The sequence below is a fragment of the Lutibacter sp. genome (genome assembly GCF_046055765.1).
Taxonomy (GTDB): Bacteria; Bacteroidota; Bacteroidia; order Flavobacteriales; family Flavobacteriaceae; genus Lutibacter.
Genome location: NZ_JASFZF010000014.1, coordinates 1 through 20,175, shown reverse-complemented (window position 1 = coordinate 20,175; position 20,175 = coordinate 1). Strand labels below are relative to the sequence as shown.

Annotated in this window: 14 protein-coding genes; 6 read left to right on the top strand and 8 right to left on the bottom strand. The window is 29.1% G+C overall.

Translation table 11 applies throughout. The annotated features are described in order from the left end of the window. Positions 1-142: 142 nt before the first annotated feature. The 5 genes from QM495_RS01320 to QM495_RS01300 form a co-directional block, all read right to left on the bottom strand. Positions 143-1,648 (bottom strand): hypothetical protein, encoded by a 1,506-nt coding sequence (locus QM495_RS01320; RefSeq protein WP_408670301.1) that lies wholly within the window; start codon positions 1,646-1,648, stop codon positions 143-145. A 97-nt stretch (positions 1,649-1,745) separates the two neighbouring features. Next, positions 1,746-3,968, bottom strand: coding sequence for a caspase family protein (locus QM495_RS01315; RefSeq protein ID WP_408670300.1), 2,223 nt, complete (start codon positions 3,966-3,968; stop codon positions 1,746-1,748). Positions 3,969-3,973: 5 nt separating this feature from the next. Continuing rightward, positions 3,974-4,525 (bottom strand): hypothetical protein, encoded by a 552-nt coding sequence (locus QM495_RS01310; protein ID WP_408670299.1) that lies wholly within the window; start codon positions 4,523-4,525, stop codon positions 3,974-3,976. 33 nt (positions 4,526-4,558) lie between these two features. Beyond that, the gene (locus QM495_RS01305) at positions 4,559-6,547 is read right to left on the bottom strand and encodes a tetratricopeptide repeat protein (RefSeq protein ID WP_408670298.1); all 1,989 of its coding nucleotides are present in this window, start codon (positions 6,545-6,547) and stop codon (positions 4,559-4,561) included. Between the two features lie 276 nt (positions 6,548-6,823). Beyond that, positions 6,824-7,741, bottom strand: a complete 918-nt coding sequence (locus QM495_RS01300; protein ID WP_408670297.1) for an EamA family transporter — start codon at positions 7,739-7,741, stop codon at positions 6,824-6,826. Between the two features lie 264 nt (positions 7,742-8,005). On the opposite strand from QM495_RS01300, the gene QM495_RS01295 reads away from it, so the two are divergent. Both QM495_RS01295 and QM495_RS01290 read left to right on the top strand, forming a co-directional pair. Next, on the top strand, positions 8,006-9,073 hold the full coding sequence (locus tag QM495_RS01295) for a 6-phosphofructokinase (RefSeq protein WP_408670296.1): 1,068 nt from the start codon (positions 8,006-8,008) through the stop codon (positions 9,071-9,073). Between the two features lie 17 nt (positions 9,074-9,090). Then, positions 9,091-10,188, top strand: a complete 1,098-nt coding sequence (locus QM495_RS01290; RefSeq protein ID WP_408670295.1) for a 6-phosphofructokinase — start codon at positions 9,091-9,093, stop codon at positions 10,186-10,188. A 145-nt stretch (positions 10,189-10,333) separates the two neighbouring features. Here the strand turns inward: QM495_RS01290 and QM495_RS01285 are convergent, their stop codons facing one another. The 3 genes from QM495_RS01285 to QM495_RS01275 all read right to left on the bottom strand — a co-directional run bounded on the left by QM495_RS01285 (position 10,334) and on the right by QM495_RS01275 (position 15,149). After that, entirely contained in the window at positions 10,334-11,890 is a 1,557-nt protein-coding gene (locus QM495_RS01285) for a DEAD/DEAH box helicase (protein WP_408670294.1), read from the bottom strand. Positions 11,891-12,097: 207 nt separating this feature from the next. Then, a complete protein-coding gene (gene guaB / locus QM495_RS01280) occupies positions 12,098-13,567 on the bottom strand; it encodes an IMP dehydrogenase (RefSeq protein WP_408670293.1) in 1,470 nt (489 codons plus the stop codon). 70 nt (positions 13,568-13,637) lie between these two features. Then, the gene (locus QM495_RS01275; RefSeq protein WP_408670292.1) at positions 13,638-15,149 is read right to left on the bottom strand and encodes a bifunctional metallophosphatase/5'-nucleotidase; all 1,512 of its coding nucleotides are present in this window, start codon (positions 15,147-15,149) and stop codon (positions 13,638-13,640) included. A 213-nt stretch (positions 15,150-15,362) separates the two neighbouring features. Between QM495_RS01275 and QM495_RS01270 the strand changes: the two genes are divergently transcribed. The 4 genes from QM495_RS01270 to QM495_RS01255 all read left to right on the top strand — a co-directional run. Next, positions 15,363-16,154: a hypothetical protein gene (locus QM495_RS01270; RefSeq protein WP_408670291.1), complete on the top strand. Its 792-nt coding sequence runs from the start codon at positions 15,363-15,365 to the stop codon at positions 16,152-16,154. Further along, positions 16,142-17,494 (top strand): NAD(P)-binding domain-containing protein, encoded by a 1,353-nt coding sequence (locus tag QM495_RS01265; RefSeq protein WP_408670290.1) that lies wholly within the window; start codon positions 16,142-16,144, stop codon positions 17,492-17,494. Before QM495_RS01270 ends, QM495_RS01265 begins: the two co-directional genes overlap by 13 nt. A 6-nt stretch (positions 17,495-17,500) precedes the next feature. Then, the gene (locus QM495_RS01260; protein ID WP_408670289.1) at positions 17,501-19,345 is read left to right on the top strand and encodes a cytochrome c3 family protein; all 1,845 of its coding nucleotides are present in this window, start codon (positions 17,501-17,503) and stop codon (positions 19,343-19,345) included. A gap of 20 nt (positions 19,346-19,365) precedes the next feature. Then, a partial coding sequence (locus QM495_RS01255; RefSeq protein ID WP_408670288.1) for a hypothetical protein occupies positions 19,366-20,175 on the top strand: 810 nt, incomplete at its 3' end.

The window sequence follows — 20,175 nt, the reverse complement described above, 5'->3', positions numbered from 1 at the left end:
CCTGCGAAGGCAGGAATCCATAAATAGGATGCGTTTAGATTCCTGCCTTCGCAGGAATGACACCCGTTTTTACTATAGAATTTATAAATGACTAATAATAAGAAGTCTTTATGTAGAACTCAGGTTATGAGTAAAATTTAAATCAATTCACAGCTTTATTAAGCAAAAGATCCATAATATATTGTGTTTCCTTATTGTTTTCATTTCTTACCTCAAATATTGTTGCAATAGCATTTTTGATGTCTTTATTTGGTGAAGTGGATTCCAGCGTTTCAAATTTACGCTCAATAGTACTTTTAATTAAAGGAATCGTACCTTCATAACCTATAAAAAGAATACGATCTAAAACTATCTTATTAAGCAATAGATTTACCTCAAATTCACATCCTTTATTCTTTTCAGAAAACCCACGTAAATCCATTAAAACAACACTTGCTGTTTCTATCAAAGTTTCTACCGTCATTTGCCAAGTATTATCATAACATGATATAGGTGTTTCTTTGAATGTACCACTTAATTTTACAGGTTTCCGTTTTAATCTAGCTAATTCCTTTTGCAATGCGCTTTCATTTTTTACAAAACCACGCTTCATGGATCTAATACTCCATATTATAAACACAAAAGCTCCAATAATCATTATAAAAATAAATGGAATAAATGGTGATGGTCCCCCCATATTTTCAAGTTGGGTATAAACTAAAAATATGAGTATCATAACTATGGGAAAACTATGTTTAAAATTCCTCTTCCAAAATACTTTATAAAACGATGGGTCTGCCACTGTAAAATACGATCCAAAATGTTTCCAGAACTTAGCCAACTTGGAAAAAGTAAATAAAGAGGTTTTCTCAATTAAAAATACACGTAAAATTAGCAATGATAAATTAGGTTGCCTCCTACCTTTACTATTTATACGGTAAAGCATATAAATATGAAATCCTATAGCAATTAGTAATAGAATACCATTGGAATACTCACCGAAAAAACTAAATGTACCAGCTGTTAAAGCTATTAATAGCACTGCAATGGATATTAAAATCTTCCATTTGGTTTGAAATACTGCAAAAATAAATTTCCATAAAGGAGCAATTACATCAAATACACCATCTTTATATGCTGTAAATTGATGCCTGTATCCTAGATATCCTAAATTTGTCCAAATTAAATATAAGAGTAAATATAAGATATATGGTAGCGCAAATGGTAAGTCTAATTCAAATTCAAAAATAAAATCTTCAAATACGAATACTCCAACAATACAATACACCAATATAATAAGCATATCTGTGATGTATTGTAATCTCATCATTTTTTTTGCACGTACAACCAATGTTTTACGCTGCGTTGCTATTTTTGATAGATCTGCATCTGAGTTTAGAGATTCAAAAGAAAGCTTTTGGGTGTTAATTACTTCATGAGATAGAGCTTCCGTTACTATAGTTTTATCAACTTTAGAGGATTTTGAGAGCATCCAACGATTCATAAAACGAATTAAAATAAATCGTGATAAATATGCTATAAATGCTGAAATTACTAGAATAACAAATCTATTTCCCAATCCTCCTATAGGATCAATTAGCAGTATTGGAAAAATAAAATGGAACTGAAAAAACACATGGAAAACCTTCAATAAAATAATTGAATACATATAAAAAATATTTAGTTAGTAGCAGCAGTAGTAATTATTTACTAATATAGTAAATTTTATTATAGGATAATAACTAAATCATTTTAAAATCAGTCATTTACATCAAAAAACTAGTATGTAAAAATTTTATAAAATCATCTTCTGGGTTATCAATACTCATTAAAGTTGTATATGCTTTATAAGCATTTGTATGCATAGATAATTTTTCTCTTAAACCAGCCATTTTAGCCGATTTTGCATAATATTCTTTTGATATGTCAAATTTTCTAATATATAAATTTGCTTCTGCCAATGTTGCTAATTTCCATAAATTTTCATCGCTAGCATTAGCTGCATCAATTGCTTGATTTGCATATTTTTTCATATCGTTCTCATTATCGTTTTTAACAATACTCAAAAAAGCAAGATTAATAGCTTGATAATAGATTTGACCTAAATTCTTATCATTAACAGCAATTTCTAATCCTTTACTATAATATTCAAATGATTTATCTCCATCATCTTTAGAAAAGGTATTCAAATATAATCTCTTATATCTTCCTGCTATTAGCCCAAATATATCTGAACTATTTTTAGCTAATGGATGGTTAATTAAAATTTGTAAAGCTTCATCTCTCCTATCCAAGCCCTCTAATCCAAAAATAAGCTGTTTTAAACCATTGGAATCTATTGAATTTGCATTTGGTAATAATTTTTTTACAACGGAATTATATTTTCCTAATGCTAAATTAATTTCCTCTTTATTTGTATATTCATTATGAAACTCACTATTTGTTAATGTATTGATTATTAACATATAACAATCATTATATTCATCTATTGGTTTAACCATTGAGAGATGATTTCCTTCAATAATTTCACAATATTTATCTTCAAAAGGTTCTAAACAGGATTCAATACTTACATACTCATCATTGGTTGCTGCTGCTACTTTCAATTTAAATGGATAATTATTTTTAAAGGTGGTATCCCAATTATTTCGCAATGTTTTTATATAGTTTCCATCGCTACTTAATTGCTGATATTTGTTATTAAAAGTGTTTGCTAATATACCTGGGGCAATTCCATTATTTGGACTTCCTAACAAAATAAGGTGCGAAAGTTTACTTCTTAATTTTTCATCTGAATTTAAAATTGCTTTTTGGGCAATTAAACCACCTAAACTATGAGCTACAATAGCAATTCTATCATATTTATCAAATTTATACTTAAATGATTTTACCAAATATTCAGAGATTTTATCAATATCTTTTGTTCCTCCCCAAATATCCTTTCCAAATTCAGGATTTACATGTTGCGAATAGCCCAAAGGCTTCATATCCCATCCATTCATTCTTTCATCATTTATCAATAACTCAGGAATAATCCCAAATGTATCAGCTGCCTCACCAGAAAAACCATGTATAAATAATAAAAGATTATTTGCATTTTTACGCTCTCTGTAAGATGTAACTACTTCCTTTAACTCTTTACTTGCTACTCTATTAGGTAACTCTGATTTTTCAATAGAAAGCCTTTCTCTTATTTTTTTTGGAACATAACAAAGCGTAAAATTATCGTAAAGTTGAAGGTTTCCGTATGGATTTTGTTCAACTTCATACTCTTTTGCTTGTTTTGGGACTTCTGATTGTATATACGCTAAAACTTCTAACATTCGTATATATGGATCTTTAAAATCTGTTTTATGCTTACCTTGTAGTGCATTTACTAGACATTTTGTAAAAAGACTATTTTCTCCTGGAAGTTGCCATGAGCGTTGATCTTCTGTGCAAGAAGAGATTATTGTTACTCCTCTTTCATTATCAATTTTTTGACCTAATCCGTCCGCAACTTCTGAACTCTTTGCTATTATTGATGATTTACTTTTAACCTCACTATTAGAATGCATATTAAAACCTTGTACCATCCCGGCTGCATGGCAACAATCTAAAAAGAAAATTAATCGCTTCGTTTTTAACTTATTTAATTCTTCTTTTAAATCAGAAGCACTTACCCAGGTATCTTTAAATATCTTCTTACTTTCATTACTCATACCAAAAGGCTGAATAAAATACTCGCCATATTCATAACCACCATGACCCGTATAATATAGGAAAACTGAAGAATCTTTATTCGTCATTTGTTGAAGTTTATCAAATGCATCTAAAATATGTTTTCTAGTAGATTCTTCCCCTTTCACAAAAAGAATATTGTTTGGATCATAACCCGCAAGATTTTCATCTACTAATATATCATAAATAGATTGTGCATCAATCAAAGTATTTAGTGTATCATCTTTAACGCCTATTAAAAGAGCATAAGCATTCTTTAATTTTTTCATAAATTTTACAATTTTAAATTATGATATAATAATTGCACCTTATTCACTTGAGATTGTGTGATATTCGTGAAATTTGAATTAGTTATTTGAAGTAAAGTTTGAAATAATTTTGCCTGTTGGTTTGAAATAGCTTCAGCTTTCAATAATTCATCTTTAAGATCAATACTCAATTTATGAGCGGTTGCTATATTATTTTCTTGTGATTTTAAAATAATTTTATGGTTTAAAGCATCCCTAATACTAAGCATTTGATGATAAGGAGTATTGACTAAATTGTCATGTTTTTGATCGCCAATCTTCATTGCTGATTTTGCTATTAATCCTGAAGGTTGATCTAATAAATTATCTCCTATTGCCTCATCAACTTGTTGGTCGAATTTTAATGATAGTCCTGTAGCTGTAGCATCAATACCACTTAATTTATTCATTACCTTAGAGATATTTTTCCTGAAAATCCATAAAAATAATAGCATTGTAAATGGCCAAATAACATGACCAATAACATTACCTATAAACTCTAAAGTTTTTATTTCTTCGGGAGAATTTTGAAAAGCCATATAATTAATTTGATTAGTTAGTTAGTTAATTAGTTAGTGCCAAAAAGTTAATACCTTCTCAAAACGTTTATCATTAAAATAATTCACAAAAATTGGGTCATTTTTAAAAGATGTTGGTGTATATCTATATCCTTGAGCTACTGCTTGTAACAAATATTCAAACACTTTATCATTATTAACTGTAATTGCAAAATATTGAGCCAATGCATAATCAACCGCACCAAATTGATAAGCTTCTTTCTGAGCTATTATTTTCTGAAGTGTTTCATCAGATTTTTCTAAATTATTGTTTTTGAATTGACAACTTGCTAATTTGGAAAGTAAATCAACATTTAAAGTGTCCTTTTTTATAATTTTTAAAAGTTCTTTAGTAGCATTTTTGAAGTCTTGCTTGTAAAAATAGGCTAAAGCTAAACTTTTATTCTTTTTCTCTACATTATAAGATTTGATTAATTTATCGAAATAAATAGAAGCTTTATCTTTTAAATTTATTAATAAATATTCCTTCCCTATGTATAAATATAGTTCTTGAATATCTATTAATTCTTTAGATAGTTCTAATTTTGAAATTAATTCTTCAACCTTTTTATTTTTATTTGAACGTATTAACGCTGAAAATAATGGTTTTCTAAGTTGATTGTCATCAATCGTTTTGTTGGTTTCAGTTAATAATTTAATAGCAACTTCATAATTATTTAATTCAATTTCAGATAATGCTTTTACATAAATTCTATATCTACAATAGGCACAATTTTCAACTTCCATTCCTTTTGTTGAAATTTCATCAAAAATTACATTTACATCTTCAGGTTTATTAACAAATTGAAGTGCTACAGTCATTGTACTAGAATTAGTCAACAAATCAAATGGTGTAATATCAAATTCTTTCTTTGAGTAATAATACACTTTATCGTTTTGCCCCTTTAACAAAGCCTCATGTATATTTAGTAGATTTTGTTGTCGCTGGTTTGCAAACGATGTTGGAGAAATTTTTTTAAGTAAAGAATCTGATTTTTTAAAATCCTCGCTGTTATAATAATGGGCCACTAGCAATACTTTTGGTTCAAAATAGTTAGAATCTGCTCTAATAGATTTATTAAGTAGTTCAACGTATTTTTTAGGATTATCTATAGCTGCTTTTGCTTCATAAAGGTACTTATAAGCTTCAAATTTAGGTGGTGAACCTTGCTGTAAATTCATTTTCTTATTTTCTTCAGTAATTAAAAACCCTAAAATTAACTGAGTAAGTTTTTCAATACACTCTAAAGGAGAATCAGAAGCACAATCTATTAGTTTAAATGAAATTAGCTGTTTATCTTCAGTACTATTTGTAATAGTTCCTTGAAATAATAACTTATCATTTTCTAAATAAAAATTTCCAGAAATAAATTTTCCCGGATTAAAATATTCTTTAATAATTCTTTTGCTATCAAGTGGTATTAAGTTAGATGATGTATTTATTTGGACCATATAACTATCAACAATTTCAGGAGATATAACTTGCCCAACATTATTTTCTGTAATTCCATGAATAATCCAATCTGCTGTCATTTTACTAATAATATCATATTTCTCATCACCTGTATTATTACCAAACTTTAAAACTGCAATTTTATCACTAGAATCAATACTTATTATATTTGCTGATGTGTTAAAATTATTATTTATAATTAGGACTGCTGATAAAAAAAATAAAATACTTATAAAACCTAATAATGAAAAATACATTTTATGAAATGGACTGTTTTTTAGTTTTACGTGAACCAAATTACCAACATCATCTAATTTCTTTTTTTTGTAATCTAAATATACTAAATGGTACCGCCAAACCAAAAATATATTTATAGGAAAACCTATTAAAAGAATAATTAGTAAATAGGTGACCGATTTTTTTGAAAACCCAAGAGGTTCCCAAGTAACTGCAAGAACTTGAATAAGCACCCAACTTGAAACTATATAAATAGAAAGTTTTTTAAAAACTTCTTTATCATGACATTCTTTTAAAAATTTTTTTACATTCATTTTTTAATCATATAAACACTTCATATACTGTAAGATATAACACTTGGAAATAGGAAAAGTGAAATTTTTTTACTAATATAGTAAAATATTAACTAAAAAAAATTAATGATGTCTAATCAAAAAAGCGAAAGCATTAAACCAAAAACTGGTATAACAATCAAACCTAAAACCGGCATAACTATTAAACCTAAAACTGGCATAACTATTAAACCAAAATAAAATTAAAAATTATTTAAAAGACAGATTAATAATCTGTCTTTTAAATTAACGTACTATTTACTTCCTAAATCTTGAATAAATAACTAGTTTTTTCTTGGTATTTATAAAATAAACTCCTGTCAGCAACACAATAGCAGCAATTACAGACTGTAAAGTAATTTGTTCATTTAAAAAATACCAACCTAAAGTAAGAGCAATTATTGGATTTACATAAGTGGATGTGGCTACTTTTTCGGGTGATACTGTTTTTAATAAATAATTAAATGATGTAAATGCAACTATTCCACCAAATACAATTAACAACAACATTGATAATTGTACTGGTTGACTCCATTCTGTAGGAAAAGTCCAATGTTCACCAAAAGTTAAACTAGCTATAAATAACATAATTCCACCTGTAATCATTTGATAACCTGTATTTACAAAGTAATTAGATGGAAGATCTGCTTTTGCTACAAACAAACTTCCATACCCCCAACTCAGCATGCAAGCAAAAATCATTATAATTCCAAGCATTGTTCCTTCTTGGCTAATAACTTGTTTTTGACTTACCAATAAATAAATGCCAATTACACCCAAAATTACACCAATAACTGACATTAATTTGATTTTTTTTCCATCAAAAAACCGCATTAATAATAATACAACTAAAGGTTGAGCTGAAATTTCTAATGCAGCAAAACCGCTATCAACAAAACGAAGAGCCCAAACAATTACACCATTTCCAAATGTTAAAAACAAAAAACCTGCAACTGCTGTGTTTGCAAATTGTTTTTTTGTAATAGAAAGTTTATACCCAATTATTTTTGCAATCATAAATATTAATACACCTGCACTAATAAACCTAATTGATGCAAGCATAAAAGGTGGAAGTTCAGAAACAGCTATTTTATTCAATAAATATGTTGAACCCCAAATTACATATATAGAAAAAAAGGCGATGATAATAAGTACAATATTTTTAGATTTGGGCATGTGTTTCTTTTTTCATTTTTGAAGTGCCAATATTAAGAAAATCATACTAAATAAATGTGGTTACATACATTAAAATTATAGATTTAATCTTCCTTTAAAATTATTTCATAATTAAGTATGATGGAAAATAAATAATACTGACTTTAATCATTGTTCAATACATAAGTTTTTTATATTTTTGTTCTCTTTTTGCAAATAATTTTACTACCGTAATCTTAAGCAAATTATACCTAATAAACTAATCCCAAAGAACAGGGAAATATAATGAAACAAAGAATTTTAATTGTAAATAGTGGTGGTGATTGCCCAGGAATGAATGCTGTAATTAGAGCTATTGTTAAACGTGCAAATCAAGAAAAAAATTGGGAAGTTATTGGAAGTATTAATGGTTTTGATGGAATATTATCTGAACCTCTTGAAATTATTCCACTTACAGAAAAACGTGTTGAAGGAATTCATATTCAAGGTGGTACAATTTTAACGACCAACAATAAACGAAATCCTTTTTGTTATCCCGTTAAACAATCAGATGGTTCAATAATAAATGAAGATGTAACAGATAAACTTATCTACAATCTTAAAGTATTTAATTTTGATGCCGTTATTCATATTGGTGGAAATGAATCTCATAAAATTTCACATAAACTATCTAAAAAAGGAGTAAATATTGTTGGAATTCCTAAAACTATTAATAATGATTTATCTATAACTGATTTTACTTTTGGGTTTCAAACCGCTGCACAAGTGGCAACTGAAGCTGTAGATAAATTAGTAACAACTGCTAGTTCACACAATAGAGTTTTAATTTTGGAAGTAATGGGGCGTGATGCTGGATGGATTGCCTTACATGCCGCAATTGCTGGTGGAGCTGACGTTTGCTTAATTCCTGAAATTCCATTTAGTATGGATAAAGTATTAGAAAAATTAAAATCAAGGTATTCTAAAGATGGTCGTGGATTTGCAAATATTGTTGTTGCAGAAGGTGCTTATTTCAAAAATAATAAAAGTGATAAAAATAGCGATAGTATTGCTAGAAAAATAGCTTCAAAATTAAAAGAGGCAAATTTTGAAGCAGATATAAGAGAAACAATTCTTGGTCATTTACAACGTGGTGGAACACCAATTGCATTTGACCGTATATTAGCTACAGAACTTGGTGTAAAAGCATTTGAATTAGTTAAAGAGAAAAAATTTGGAACTATGGCAGTTCATCAAAATTTTGAATTAACACATAAAAATTTAGAAGAAGTAATTAATCAATATAATAAAGTTGATTTATCACATAATTTAATTCACACAGCAAAAGGAATTGGAATTTCTTTTGGAGATTAAAAAACAGAAAGGTTATAATGAAGAAAAAAGTATTAGTATTAACTGGTGGTGGTGATTGCCCAGGATTAAATGCAGTTATTAGAGGAATTGTTAAACGTGCAGCACAAACTGAAGATTGGGAAGTTGTAGGTAGTATACAATCATTTGATGGAGTTTTAAGAGAGCCTACCGAAATAATAGAATTAAACGAAAAATCTGTTTCTGGTATTCATTATCAGGGAGGTACCATATTAGGTACAACAACAAAAGGCGGACCTTTAGCTTGGCCTGTAAAAGAAAATGATGGCACTTGGTCATTTATAGATCGTTCAGATGAAATGATTCGCAAGTTAAAACATCTAGGTATTGAAGCAGTTATAAGTATTGGTGGAGATGGTTCTCAGCGTATTTCTCAAGTTCTTTTCGAAAAAGGCTTAAACATTATTGGAGTTCCTAAAACTATTGATAATGATTTATCTGCTACAGATTATACTTTCGGCTACCAAACTGCTGTTCAAATAGCTACAGAGGCTGTTGACAGACTTGTTACAACTGCGGCATCACATAACCGAGTAATTATACTTGAAGTTATGGGTAGAGATGCTGGTTGGATCGCTTTAAGTTCAGCCTTGGCAGGTGGTGCTGAAATTTGTTTAATTCCTGAAATTCCTTATAAAATTAATAAAGTGTTAGATGTTATAAATAAACGCTTTATTGATGGGAAAGGACACGTTATTATTGTTATTGCAGAAGGTGCTAAACCAAAAGACGGAGATGTATTTTCTCAACAAAGTGATGAAGTTGGTAATGCCAACTTAAAGCTAGGTGGAGTTGCCAATAAATTATTGAAAGACTTAAAAGCTATAGGTTGTGACGCAGATATGAGAGAAACAGTTCTTGGACATTTGCAACGTGGTGGAGTGCCTATTGCTTTTGATCGTATTTTGGCTACTCAATTTGGTGTAAAAGCAATGGAATTGGCTCTTGAAGGTAATTTTGGCAAAATGGTAGCATACCAACACCCTAGCATTGTTGCTGTACCATTTTTAGAAGCTATTAGTAAATATAATATTGTGAAACAAGATTCATCTTTAGTGAAAACTGCAAGAGGAATTGGAATGTCTTTTGGAGATTAATGAAAAGCTATTATTAATTTCACTAAAAAAATACAATTTCAAAGGGAGAAATTACCTTTAAAATTGTATTTTTTTAGTTATTTTATATCTTAATTTATTAGTTTATATAAGATTACATAATAAACTAATAATTAACTGTGTGAAATTATTCGTCTTCAGGTGGTCTTCCGTGAATAATTTCAAAATCTCTATCGAAATTATCTTTTAAATATAAACGTAATTTTGTTTTATAATCGTCTTTTAACCAAGTAACAAAGTTATGTGTACTTCTACAAATGCACTTAGCATAACGATCTACTCTATAATCAATATCGTCACCTAATTTTTTTGATAATTCATAAGCGTCATAAACATCTTCGCTATTTTCTATACATATTTTTGCATGTTGAATAATTGATTGCTCAAGTACAACTTTTGAAGATTCTCCGCTACTTATAGATGTTGTATAAAACTTTTTTATATCAAAATGAACTTCTTCAGATTTAGAAAATTCAGCCCTAAGTTCAACAGGCATTTCATATTTAAAATTACTTTCTAATTCTTCATCACTAATTATTTTATCTAAATAATAGTTTGGAGCTCTAAATATTTTTTGCCAATCTAAATCTGCTCCCCATTCACCAAAACGATGAATATTATTTCCTAAATCAATTACTGAAAATGTAGGTTTATCTTTTAATATACGAGATCCACGACCTATCATTTGGTAATATAAACCAAGTGATTTAGTTGCTCTGTTTAAAATAATAGTGTTTACTGTTGGTTCATCAAAACCAGTTGTTAAAATACTTACAGATGTTAAAATAGCATGTGGTGTTTCTTTAAACCATTGAAGTACAGTTTGTCGATCTTTTTTATTATACGTATTATCTAAGTGAGCAATTGGATAACCTGCTGCTTTAAATGTTTGAAATACTTGAATAGAAGTATTAATTCCATTATTAAAGATTAGTGTTTTTTTACCTTTTGAATGCATTTCATACGATTGCATTAACATCCCGAGCATTTCATTATTTGTATATAAATCTTCAGAAGATTTCACAGTATAATCACCATTTGCTCCTACTTCTAATGAAGTCAATCCTACATTATAAGAGTAAACTTCAGCACGTGCTAAAAACTCATTTTTAATTAATGATTCAATTGTTTCACCAACAATTAATTCATTGTAATTATCCTTCATGGGTAGTTTAACATTAGAACTCAACGGAGTTGCTGTAACTCCCAAAATAAAAGATTTTTCGAAAAATTCAAATAGTTTAGTAAAGGAATTATAATGAGCTTCATCAATAATAACCAAACCTACATCTGAAATATCAAACTTATTATCGTTTAGTCTATTATTTAAGGTTTCCACCATTGCAACAAAACAACTATAGTTAGCTTGATCATCTAAATTAGCAGTGCTATTTACTACTTTACTAGTTACATGAAATTCCGTAAGCATTTTTGAAGTTTGCTTACATAATTCAATACGATGAGTTAGCACCAATACTTTTTTATTATGATGCTTTAAATACTGACGAACAATTTCAGAAAAAATAACTGTTTTCCCACCACCTGTTGGTAATTGATACAATAAATGGTAATCATCTGGGGCCTCATCAAAACTCTTAAAAATTTTATTTATGGCCTCTTTTTGATAACTATAAAGATCTTTTCCAACTTTTCTTTCTTCTAATTCTGTACTTTGTTCTGACACGGTAGTTAATATTAAGTGGTTTGCAAAAATACTTCCTTTATTAGGTTTTTAACAAGTATTTAGTCTAAAATTTATGAATAAGTTTTAAATCACCTTAATTTAAACATGACTAAGTGAATTTATATAACTGAATATCAGATAAGTACAATTTAAATATTAATTTCTAAAATTAGAAAATTTAAATTTTTAATATGAAGCTTTCTATTATTATCTTGAATAATTTGGGGCTTCTTTTGTAATTGTTACATCGTGTGGATGACTTTCACGCATACCAGCAGAAGTAATTTTAACAAATTTTGCCTCTTTTTGAGTTTCAATATCTTTTGCTCCACAATATCCCATACCGGCACGTAAACCACCTATAAATTGGTGCATAGTTTCGTGTAATTCTCCTTTATAGGGAACTCTACCTACAATGCCTTCAGGAACTAATTTTTTAATATCATCTTCAACATCTTGAAAATAACGATCTTTTGAACCATGCTTCATTGCCTCAACAGAGCCCATTCCTCTATATGATTTAAATTTTCGTCCTTCAAAAATTATTGTTTCACCTGGAGACTCTTTTGTACCTGCTAAAAGAGAACCTAACATTACACTATCTGCACCAGCTGCAATAGCTTTTGGAATATCTCCTGTATATCTAACGCCACCATCAGCAATTACAGGAACACCAGATCCTTTAATCGCTTCAGCAACTTCTATAATAGCTGAAAGTTGTGGGTAACCTACACCTGCAACAACACGAGTTGTACAAATTGAACCCGGTCCAATACCTACTTTTACAGCATCAGCACCTGCATCTACTAAATATTTAGCGGCTTCTCCAGTAGCAATATTCCCAACAACAATATCTGTTTCAGAAAATGCACTTTTTATTTCTTTTAAAATGATTACTACACCTTTTGTATGACCGTGAGCTGTATCAATTATTAAAGCATCTACACCTGCATTTATTAAAGCTGAAGCTCTTTCAAACGCATCACCCGTAACGCCAATTGCAGCAGCAACTCTTAAACGACCGTATTTATCTTTATTTGCATTTGGATTTTCAATTACTTTAATAATATCTCTATAGGTTATTAATCCAACTAGTTTATAATGAGCGTTTACAACAGGTAATTTTTCAATTTTATTTTCTTGTAAAACAAGTTCAGCTTGTTTTAGAGAAGTTCCTTCTGGTACGGTTACCAAATTTTTTGAAGTCATAACTTCAGAAATTACTCGTGTATTATCATTTTCAAAACGCAAGTCTCTGTTTGTTATAATTCCTATTAACTTTCCATTATTATCTACTACTGGAATTCCTCCAATACTGTATTCACGCATTAAATTTTTTGCAGTAAGTACTGTTTGGTCTTTAGTAATTGTAATAGGTTCTAAAATCATACCAGACTCTGAACGCTTTACTTTTTTAACTTCACTAGCTTGTTTTTCAATAGACATGTTTTTGTGTAAAACACCTATTCCTCCTACTCTAGCCATAGCAATTGCCATTTCAGATTCTGTTACTGTATCCATTGCTGCAGAAACAACAGGAACATTTATTGTTATATTTTTTGTGAATTTTGTTTGAATATTTACCTCTCTTGGTAAAACTTCTGAAAATGCAGGAATTAATAGTACGTCATCGTACGTTAAACCTTCTCCTACAAATTTATGTGAACGTGAAATCATAATGCAACCAACTTAGAAATTAATTGCGAGCAAATTTACACTATTTATATTAAAAACTAGTTTTTATTTTTTATAAACTTGTTAAATATTCAATAATAGCTTTTCTAATATCATACGCTATAGCTGATTGTTCGTTTTTGTAAACCTTTATAACTTCTTTATTTTCGGGTGTTAAAAATGGAATATCGTATCCTTTCAATAAATAATCACTAAAGGCAACCTTATAAATTTTACTATCAACAATTTCTTTATCATTTACTTTCCAAATTTTAGTAGCTTCATTATAATTCACATTATAACGCTGTAAATAAGCTCCTTTGCCAGCTTTCAATTTTCCATAATTTAAAACTTTTTTAAGTAAACTTCCTTTTAATTCAACTTTTAAAACTTCACCACCAAATGGCAATACTCTAAAAATATCTATTCCTGTAATATCACCTTCTAATTGATCATCTATTCTAATAGAACCCCCATTAACTAAAGCACAATCTACGTCATTATTAAAACTATATGCCATTGCTTTTGTAATTAGCAACCCTAAATTTGTTTGCTTACTTCTAATTGGTGTGTCTCTACCATCTAATGGTTCTTTTGCTGTAAAAATTACAGCATCCGGATTTGGAAGAATTTCAATTATTTTTTCATCAAGTAGTACATTCCATTTTTGAACAATTTTATCAATTGTTATATCTAATCCTGTTTCTTTAGTAATTGGAATTAATTCAGAATTTATTATAGTTTCTTTTGTTTTTGCATTGAATGAAATTCTATGAACATACACTGTTTTAGCATTGGCATCAGCCTTTGTTATTTTTGCATTTCCAACTGGAACTGACATATTTACGTGTTCATGACCTCCCATTATTAAAGGTACTTCAGGTAACATTTTAGAAACTAATTTATCTTGCTCTATCGCTAAATGAGTTAAGCCAAAAACAACATCACTAGTTCTTTTTAATTTGTTATATGCAAATTTAGCCGACTCATAAAAATCGCCATAATCAACATAATCTTTTGGATTTGAATTTATTGTTGCACTAAAAAAACCAATTTCAATTTCCTTACCTGCTTTATTTTTTACTTTAAATGTTACTGTTTTAGGAAGTTTTTGTCTAACACTATCTTTTTCTACAACAAAACGTTGAGTTGTACCGTCTTTTAATTTATGAATTGGGTTTGTAGCAATCCACTGAAATGTAGATTCGTTTAAACGCTTTTGAAGTTCTTGTTCATTTAAGTCAAATTCATGATTACCAAAAGCAACTAAGTCAAAATTCATTGCGTTCATCACCTCAACCATTTGCTTTCCTTTAATTCGTTCTCCTTTATATTTTAGAGTTCCTAATAAAGATGGATTCAAAAAATCGCCTGCTAAAAACATAAATGTATTAGGGTTTTCCTTTAATAAATCCTGATGCAATTTTTCAACTCGAGCCATTCCTCCTACTTTTCCACCTTCTAAAGGTGCAATTTCATAAACATCATTTAATTGTAAAAAGGTAAAATTTATAGTATTATTTTCTGTTGAACATGATGTAAATAATAAACTTATCCCTACTAAAATATAAAGTATTTTTTTCATTTTTATTTTTTTGATTAGCAAATTTACACTTTAATATTTATTTTTAAAATAACAATAGTCTTTTTTTAAATAAATAGAACTTTAGTTAATAAAAATTAAAAACAAAGTAGGGTGAATTTTAATTGACTTGTTATAAAAATATAAGCAAAGTATTTTAATCTAAATCCCACTATATAATTGAACACACTCCTACATAGAAGTTATCTCTTAAGTATGGCTTTAATTGTTATTTTAACTACTATTTATTTAACCTATACAGGTTATAGTTACTATCACACTTCTCTTGAAGAACGCTTTTATCATCCTCATTATAATTGGTTTAAATCTAGTGGAATTTACGGACAAGGTTTAGGTATTTTAGGAACATTTCTAATACTTTTTGGAGTTACTATTTATATTGCTCGGAAAAGATATAACTTCATGGTAAAATATTTAAGACTTAAATATTTACTTGAATTTCATATTTTTTTATGTATTTTAGGTCCAATTCTAATACTTTTTCATACAGCTTTTAAATTTGGAGGTATTGTTTCTATTGCTTTTTGGAGCATGGTACTCGTTGTTTTAAGTGGTGTTGTTGGTCGGTATATTTATATTCAAATACCAAGAACTATTGAGGGAAGAGAACTTAGTTTGAACGAAGTAAAAAGTTTAAAAACAGATTTAGCCACAATTTTATCAAATAAATTTAAGTTAGAATTTACTACCATACAAATGGTTGTAAGTTTAACTAATGAAGATTCTAGTGAAAAATCAAAATTTACAATTGGTTCTCTAAGAAAAGAGCTTCAAAAAAATAATGTGCCAAAAAGTGAATGTGTAGCCATTCTAAGAATGGTAAAAAAAGAAAAAACTCTTTCTGGAAAAATAGCTCGTTTACAAACAATGCAGAAACTTTTAAAATATTGGCATGTGGTACACTTACCTTTTGCACTAATAATGTTATTAATTGTTGTTATTCATGTAGCTGTAACACTAACTTTAGGATATAAATGGATATTTTAATGGAAGAAGTATTTATAGAACAGATAATTATTTATGGTAGTGTACTTATATTATGTGCAATAACTATATATTTTTACGTTCGAAATAAAAAAGTTATCTCTAAAGAAACTGAAAAAAAAGTAGCTATCGCTAAAGAAGAAGGTTTATTTGAGCCCATTTCTTTACATCCTTATATAGATTTAAATATGTGTATTGGTAGTGCTGCTTGTATTGAAGATTGTCCTGAAAAAGATATCATTGGAATTGCAAATGGGAAAGCTACAGTAATAAACACTTCAAATTGTATTGGTCATGGTGCGTGTTTTCATGGATGTCCTGTTGAAGCAATATCACTTCGTATTGGAACTGAAACCAGAGGTGTAGATTTACCACATGTAAATGAAATTTTTGAAACAAACACCAAAGGAGTTTATATTGCCGGTGAATTAGGTGGAATGGGTTTGATAAAAAACAGCGTTGAACAAGGAAAACAAGCTGTAGAAAATATCATAAAAAGTAAAAAAGTAAAAGTTCCAAATGTTATAGATATTGGTATTATTGGTGCTGGTCCCGCAGGGATATCAGCCACTTTAGCTGCAAAAAAACATGGATTAACTTCTGTTACTTTAGAACAAGATTCTTTAGGCGGCACTGTTTATACATTTCCAAGACAAAAAATTGTTATGACAGCTCCAATGGATTTACCTCTTTATGGTAAAGTTAAATTGTATGAAACATCTAAAGATGAATTACTCAAGCTTTGGGAAAAAGTAATAAAAGCACACGATATTGAGATTAAAGAAAATACAAAAGCTGAAAATATTAATTTGTTAAATAATAATACCTTTAAAATAACTACAAATAAAGGAGAAGAATACATCTGTAACAATATCCTCTTGGCTATTGGAAGACGTGGTAGCCCCAGAAAATTAAATATTCCAGGTGAAAATTCTATGAAGGTTGCTTATAGATTAATAGAGTCTGAAAGGATTAAAAATAAAAAAATAATGGTAGTTGGAGGTGGGGATTCCGCAATTGAAACTGTTCTTCTTTTAAAGGATACTAATAATGTAACTCTATCCTATAGAAAAGATAAGTTTTCTAGGCTAAAACCAAAGAACAGAGAGAAAATTATGGGAGCTATTGAAAAAAACACTATTCAAGTCCTTTTAAATTCAAATTTAACCTCAATTAATGATACTAGTGTGCTTGTAAATTTTGGAGAAAATAAACCACCTAAAATTGTTGATAACGATTTAGTTTACATTTTTGCTGGTGGAGAATTACCTACTGCTTTTTTACAAAAGGCAGGTGTAGAAATAACAAAACGATTTGGTTATATCATGAAAAAACATAAATAAAATGACTTGGCAATAAAAATAAAAAAGATACTACCGTTTTTCTTGTTTCTTATAACTTTAAGTTATGGGCAAATATCTCCTGGAGATTTAACAAATGCTCATGCGGAGTTTGAAGGTATGAGCAATTGTACTTTATGCCATGAATTAGGTGAAAAAGTAACTAATGCTAAATGCCTCGACTGCCACGAAGATATACAATCATTAATATCTAAAGAAAAAGGTTACCATATTAGTTCGGAAGTTAAAAATAAAAATTGTTTTCAATGCCATAGTGAACACCATGGTAGAAAATTTGAGATGATTAGATTTGATAAAAAAAATTTCAATCATCAACTTGCGGGTTATAATTTAGAAGGAAAACATGAGGTAATTGATTGTAAAAAATGCCATGTTTCAGATTTTATTGAAGATCCTGAAATAAAAAAACGGAAAAATACATTTCTTGGATTGGAAACATCATGTTTAACATGTCATGATGATTATCATCAAGAAACATTATCATCAAATGATTGTGCATCGTGCCATGATACTGAATCATTTTCTCCTGCTCCAAATTTTGATCATTCAAAAACAGCTTATATTCTTAAAGGAAAACATAAAAAAGTTGACTGTAAAGAATGCCATCAATTAACAACTAAAAATGGCAAAGACTTCCAAGAATTTAATAACCTAAAATTTAATGATTGTAAATCTTGTCACGAAGATCCACATAATAATCAATTACAAGGAAAATGTGCTCAATGTCATACAGAAGAATCTTTTTCAGTATTTAGTGGCAAAGGGAAATTTAACCACAACACTACTAATTTTACGCTAAAAGGTAGTCATAAAAAAAATGATTGCTTTAGTTGCCATGATAAAACTACAAACCCTCTACTTGTTTTTCAAAACACCAAAAATGTAGATGAAAATAATTGTGTTGAATGTCATAACGATATGCATGAAGGAAAATTCGGCAATGAATGTGTAAAATGTCATAATGAAACAAGCTTTATTTCATTAAAATCGATGGATTTTTTCGACCATAATACAACTGATTATCCTCTTGAAGGAATGCATAGTCAGGTAGATTGTAAACAATGTCATGAAGGAAGGTTTACTAAAGCTATAGATTTTTCAGCTTGTAACAACTGTCATGAAGATTATCATCAAAATGAATTTAGTGTAAATAACAGCTCTCCAGATTGTAATAATTGTCATACACTTGAAGCTGGTTTTGACACAAGTATTTTCACTTTTGAAAGACATAACAATACACAATTTCCTCTTGAAGGAGCTCATTTGGCAACGCCATGTTTTGCCTGTCATATTAGTGAAGAAAACGAGCGATGGACTTTTAAAAATGTGGGTGTCAACTGTGTTGAGTGCCATGAGAATATACATAAAGATTTAATTGATAAAAAATATTACCCAGATAATGATTGTAAAACGTGTCATGTAAGTGAAACATGGCAAGCGGTAAGTTTCGATCACAATACAACAAGTTGGCCTTTAAAAGGGAAACACCATGAAATTAAATGCCGAGAATGCCATATTACTAATAATGAACCAACCGAAATATTTAATCAGAAATTTTCAAATTTAGACACTAATTGTACTAGTTGTCACGAAAATAACCATGGAAATCAATTTGAAATAAATGGAAAGACAGATTGTGAGAGATGCCATATTTTAGAAAGTTGGGCTCCCGAAAAATTTGACCATAATACTACGGCTTTTCCTTTAGATGGAAAACATGCAGAAATTGAATGTAACCAATGTCATATTGCTTCTATAAATACTGTAGATACAATAAATACAAGTTTTAATTATAAAATTAAAAAATTCCAATGTATAGATTGTCATCAATAATATTCGTTTTTTTTCTAAGTATGCAACTATTTGCTCAATCTCCTCATGGAAATAAGTTAGCTATAGATTGTGCTCAATGCCATACTTCTGAAAGTTGGGTAGTTAATAATGAAACACTAAAATTTAATCATAATAAATTAACTAATTTCAAACTTGAAGGAACACATTCTGAAATTAACTGTAAAGAATGCCATACAACATTAGTATTTGAAGAAGCACAAAATCAATGTATTTCATGTCATACGGATATGCACAGTGCATCTGTAGGAAATGATTGCTCTAGATGCCATACTTCTCAAAACTGGACAGTTAACAATATTCCTGAATTACATGAAGAAAGTGGTTTTCCACTTGTTGGTGCTCACACAAGTTTAGATTGTGTTGAGTGTCATACCTCTGAAACTAATTTAAGGTTTGACAAATTAGGAAATGAATGTGTTAATTGTCATCAGGCTAATTTTGATGAAACTATAAATCCAAATCATACAATAGCAGATTTTTCTTTAAATTGTACAGAATGCCATAGTGCATTTGAAACTGATTGGTCTGCAGGTAATTTTAATCATGATTCATTTCCTTTAACATTAGGACATGATATTCAAGAATGTAAAAAATGCCATATAACAACTAATTTTAGTGATACTTCTGCAGAATGCATAAGTTGTCACCAAAACGACTTCGATATATCTACGAGTCCAAATCATATAAATGCTGAATTTTCGACAGATTGCATTACTTGTCATACAACAAATCCTGATTGGACTCCGGCTGATTGGAATCATGATTTTTATGCTTTAAATGGTGCTCACGCTGCAATTTCAGAAGATTGT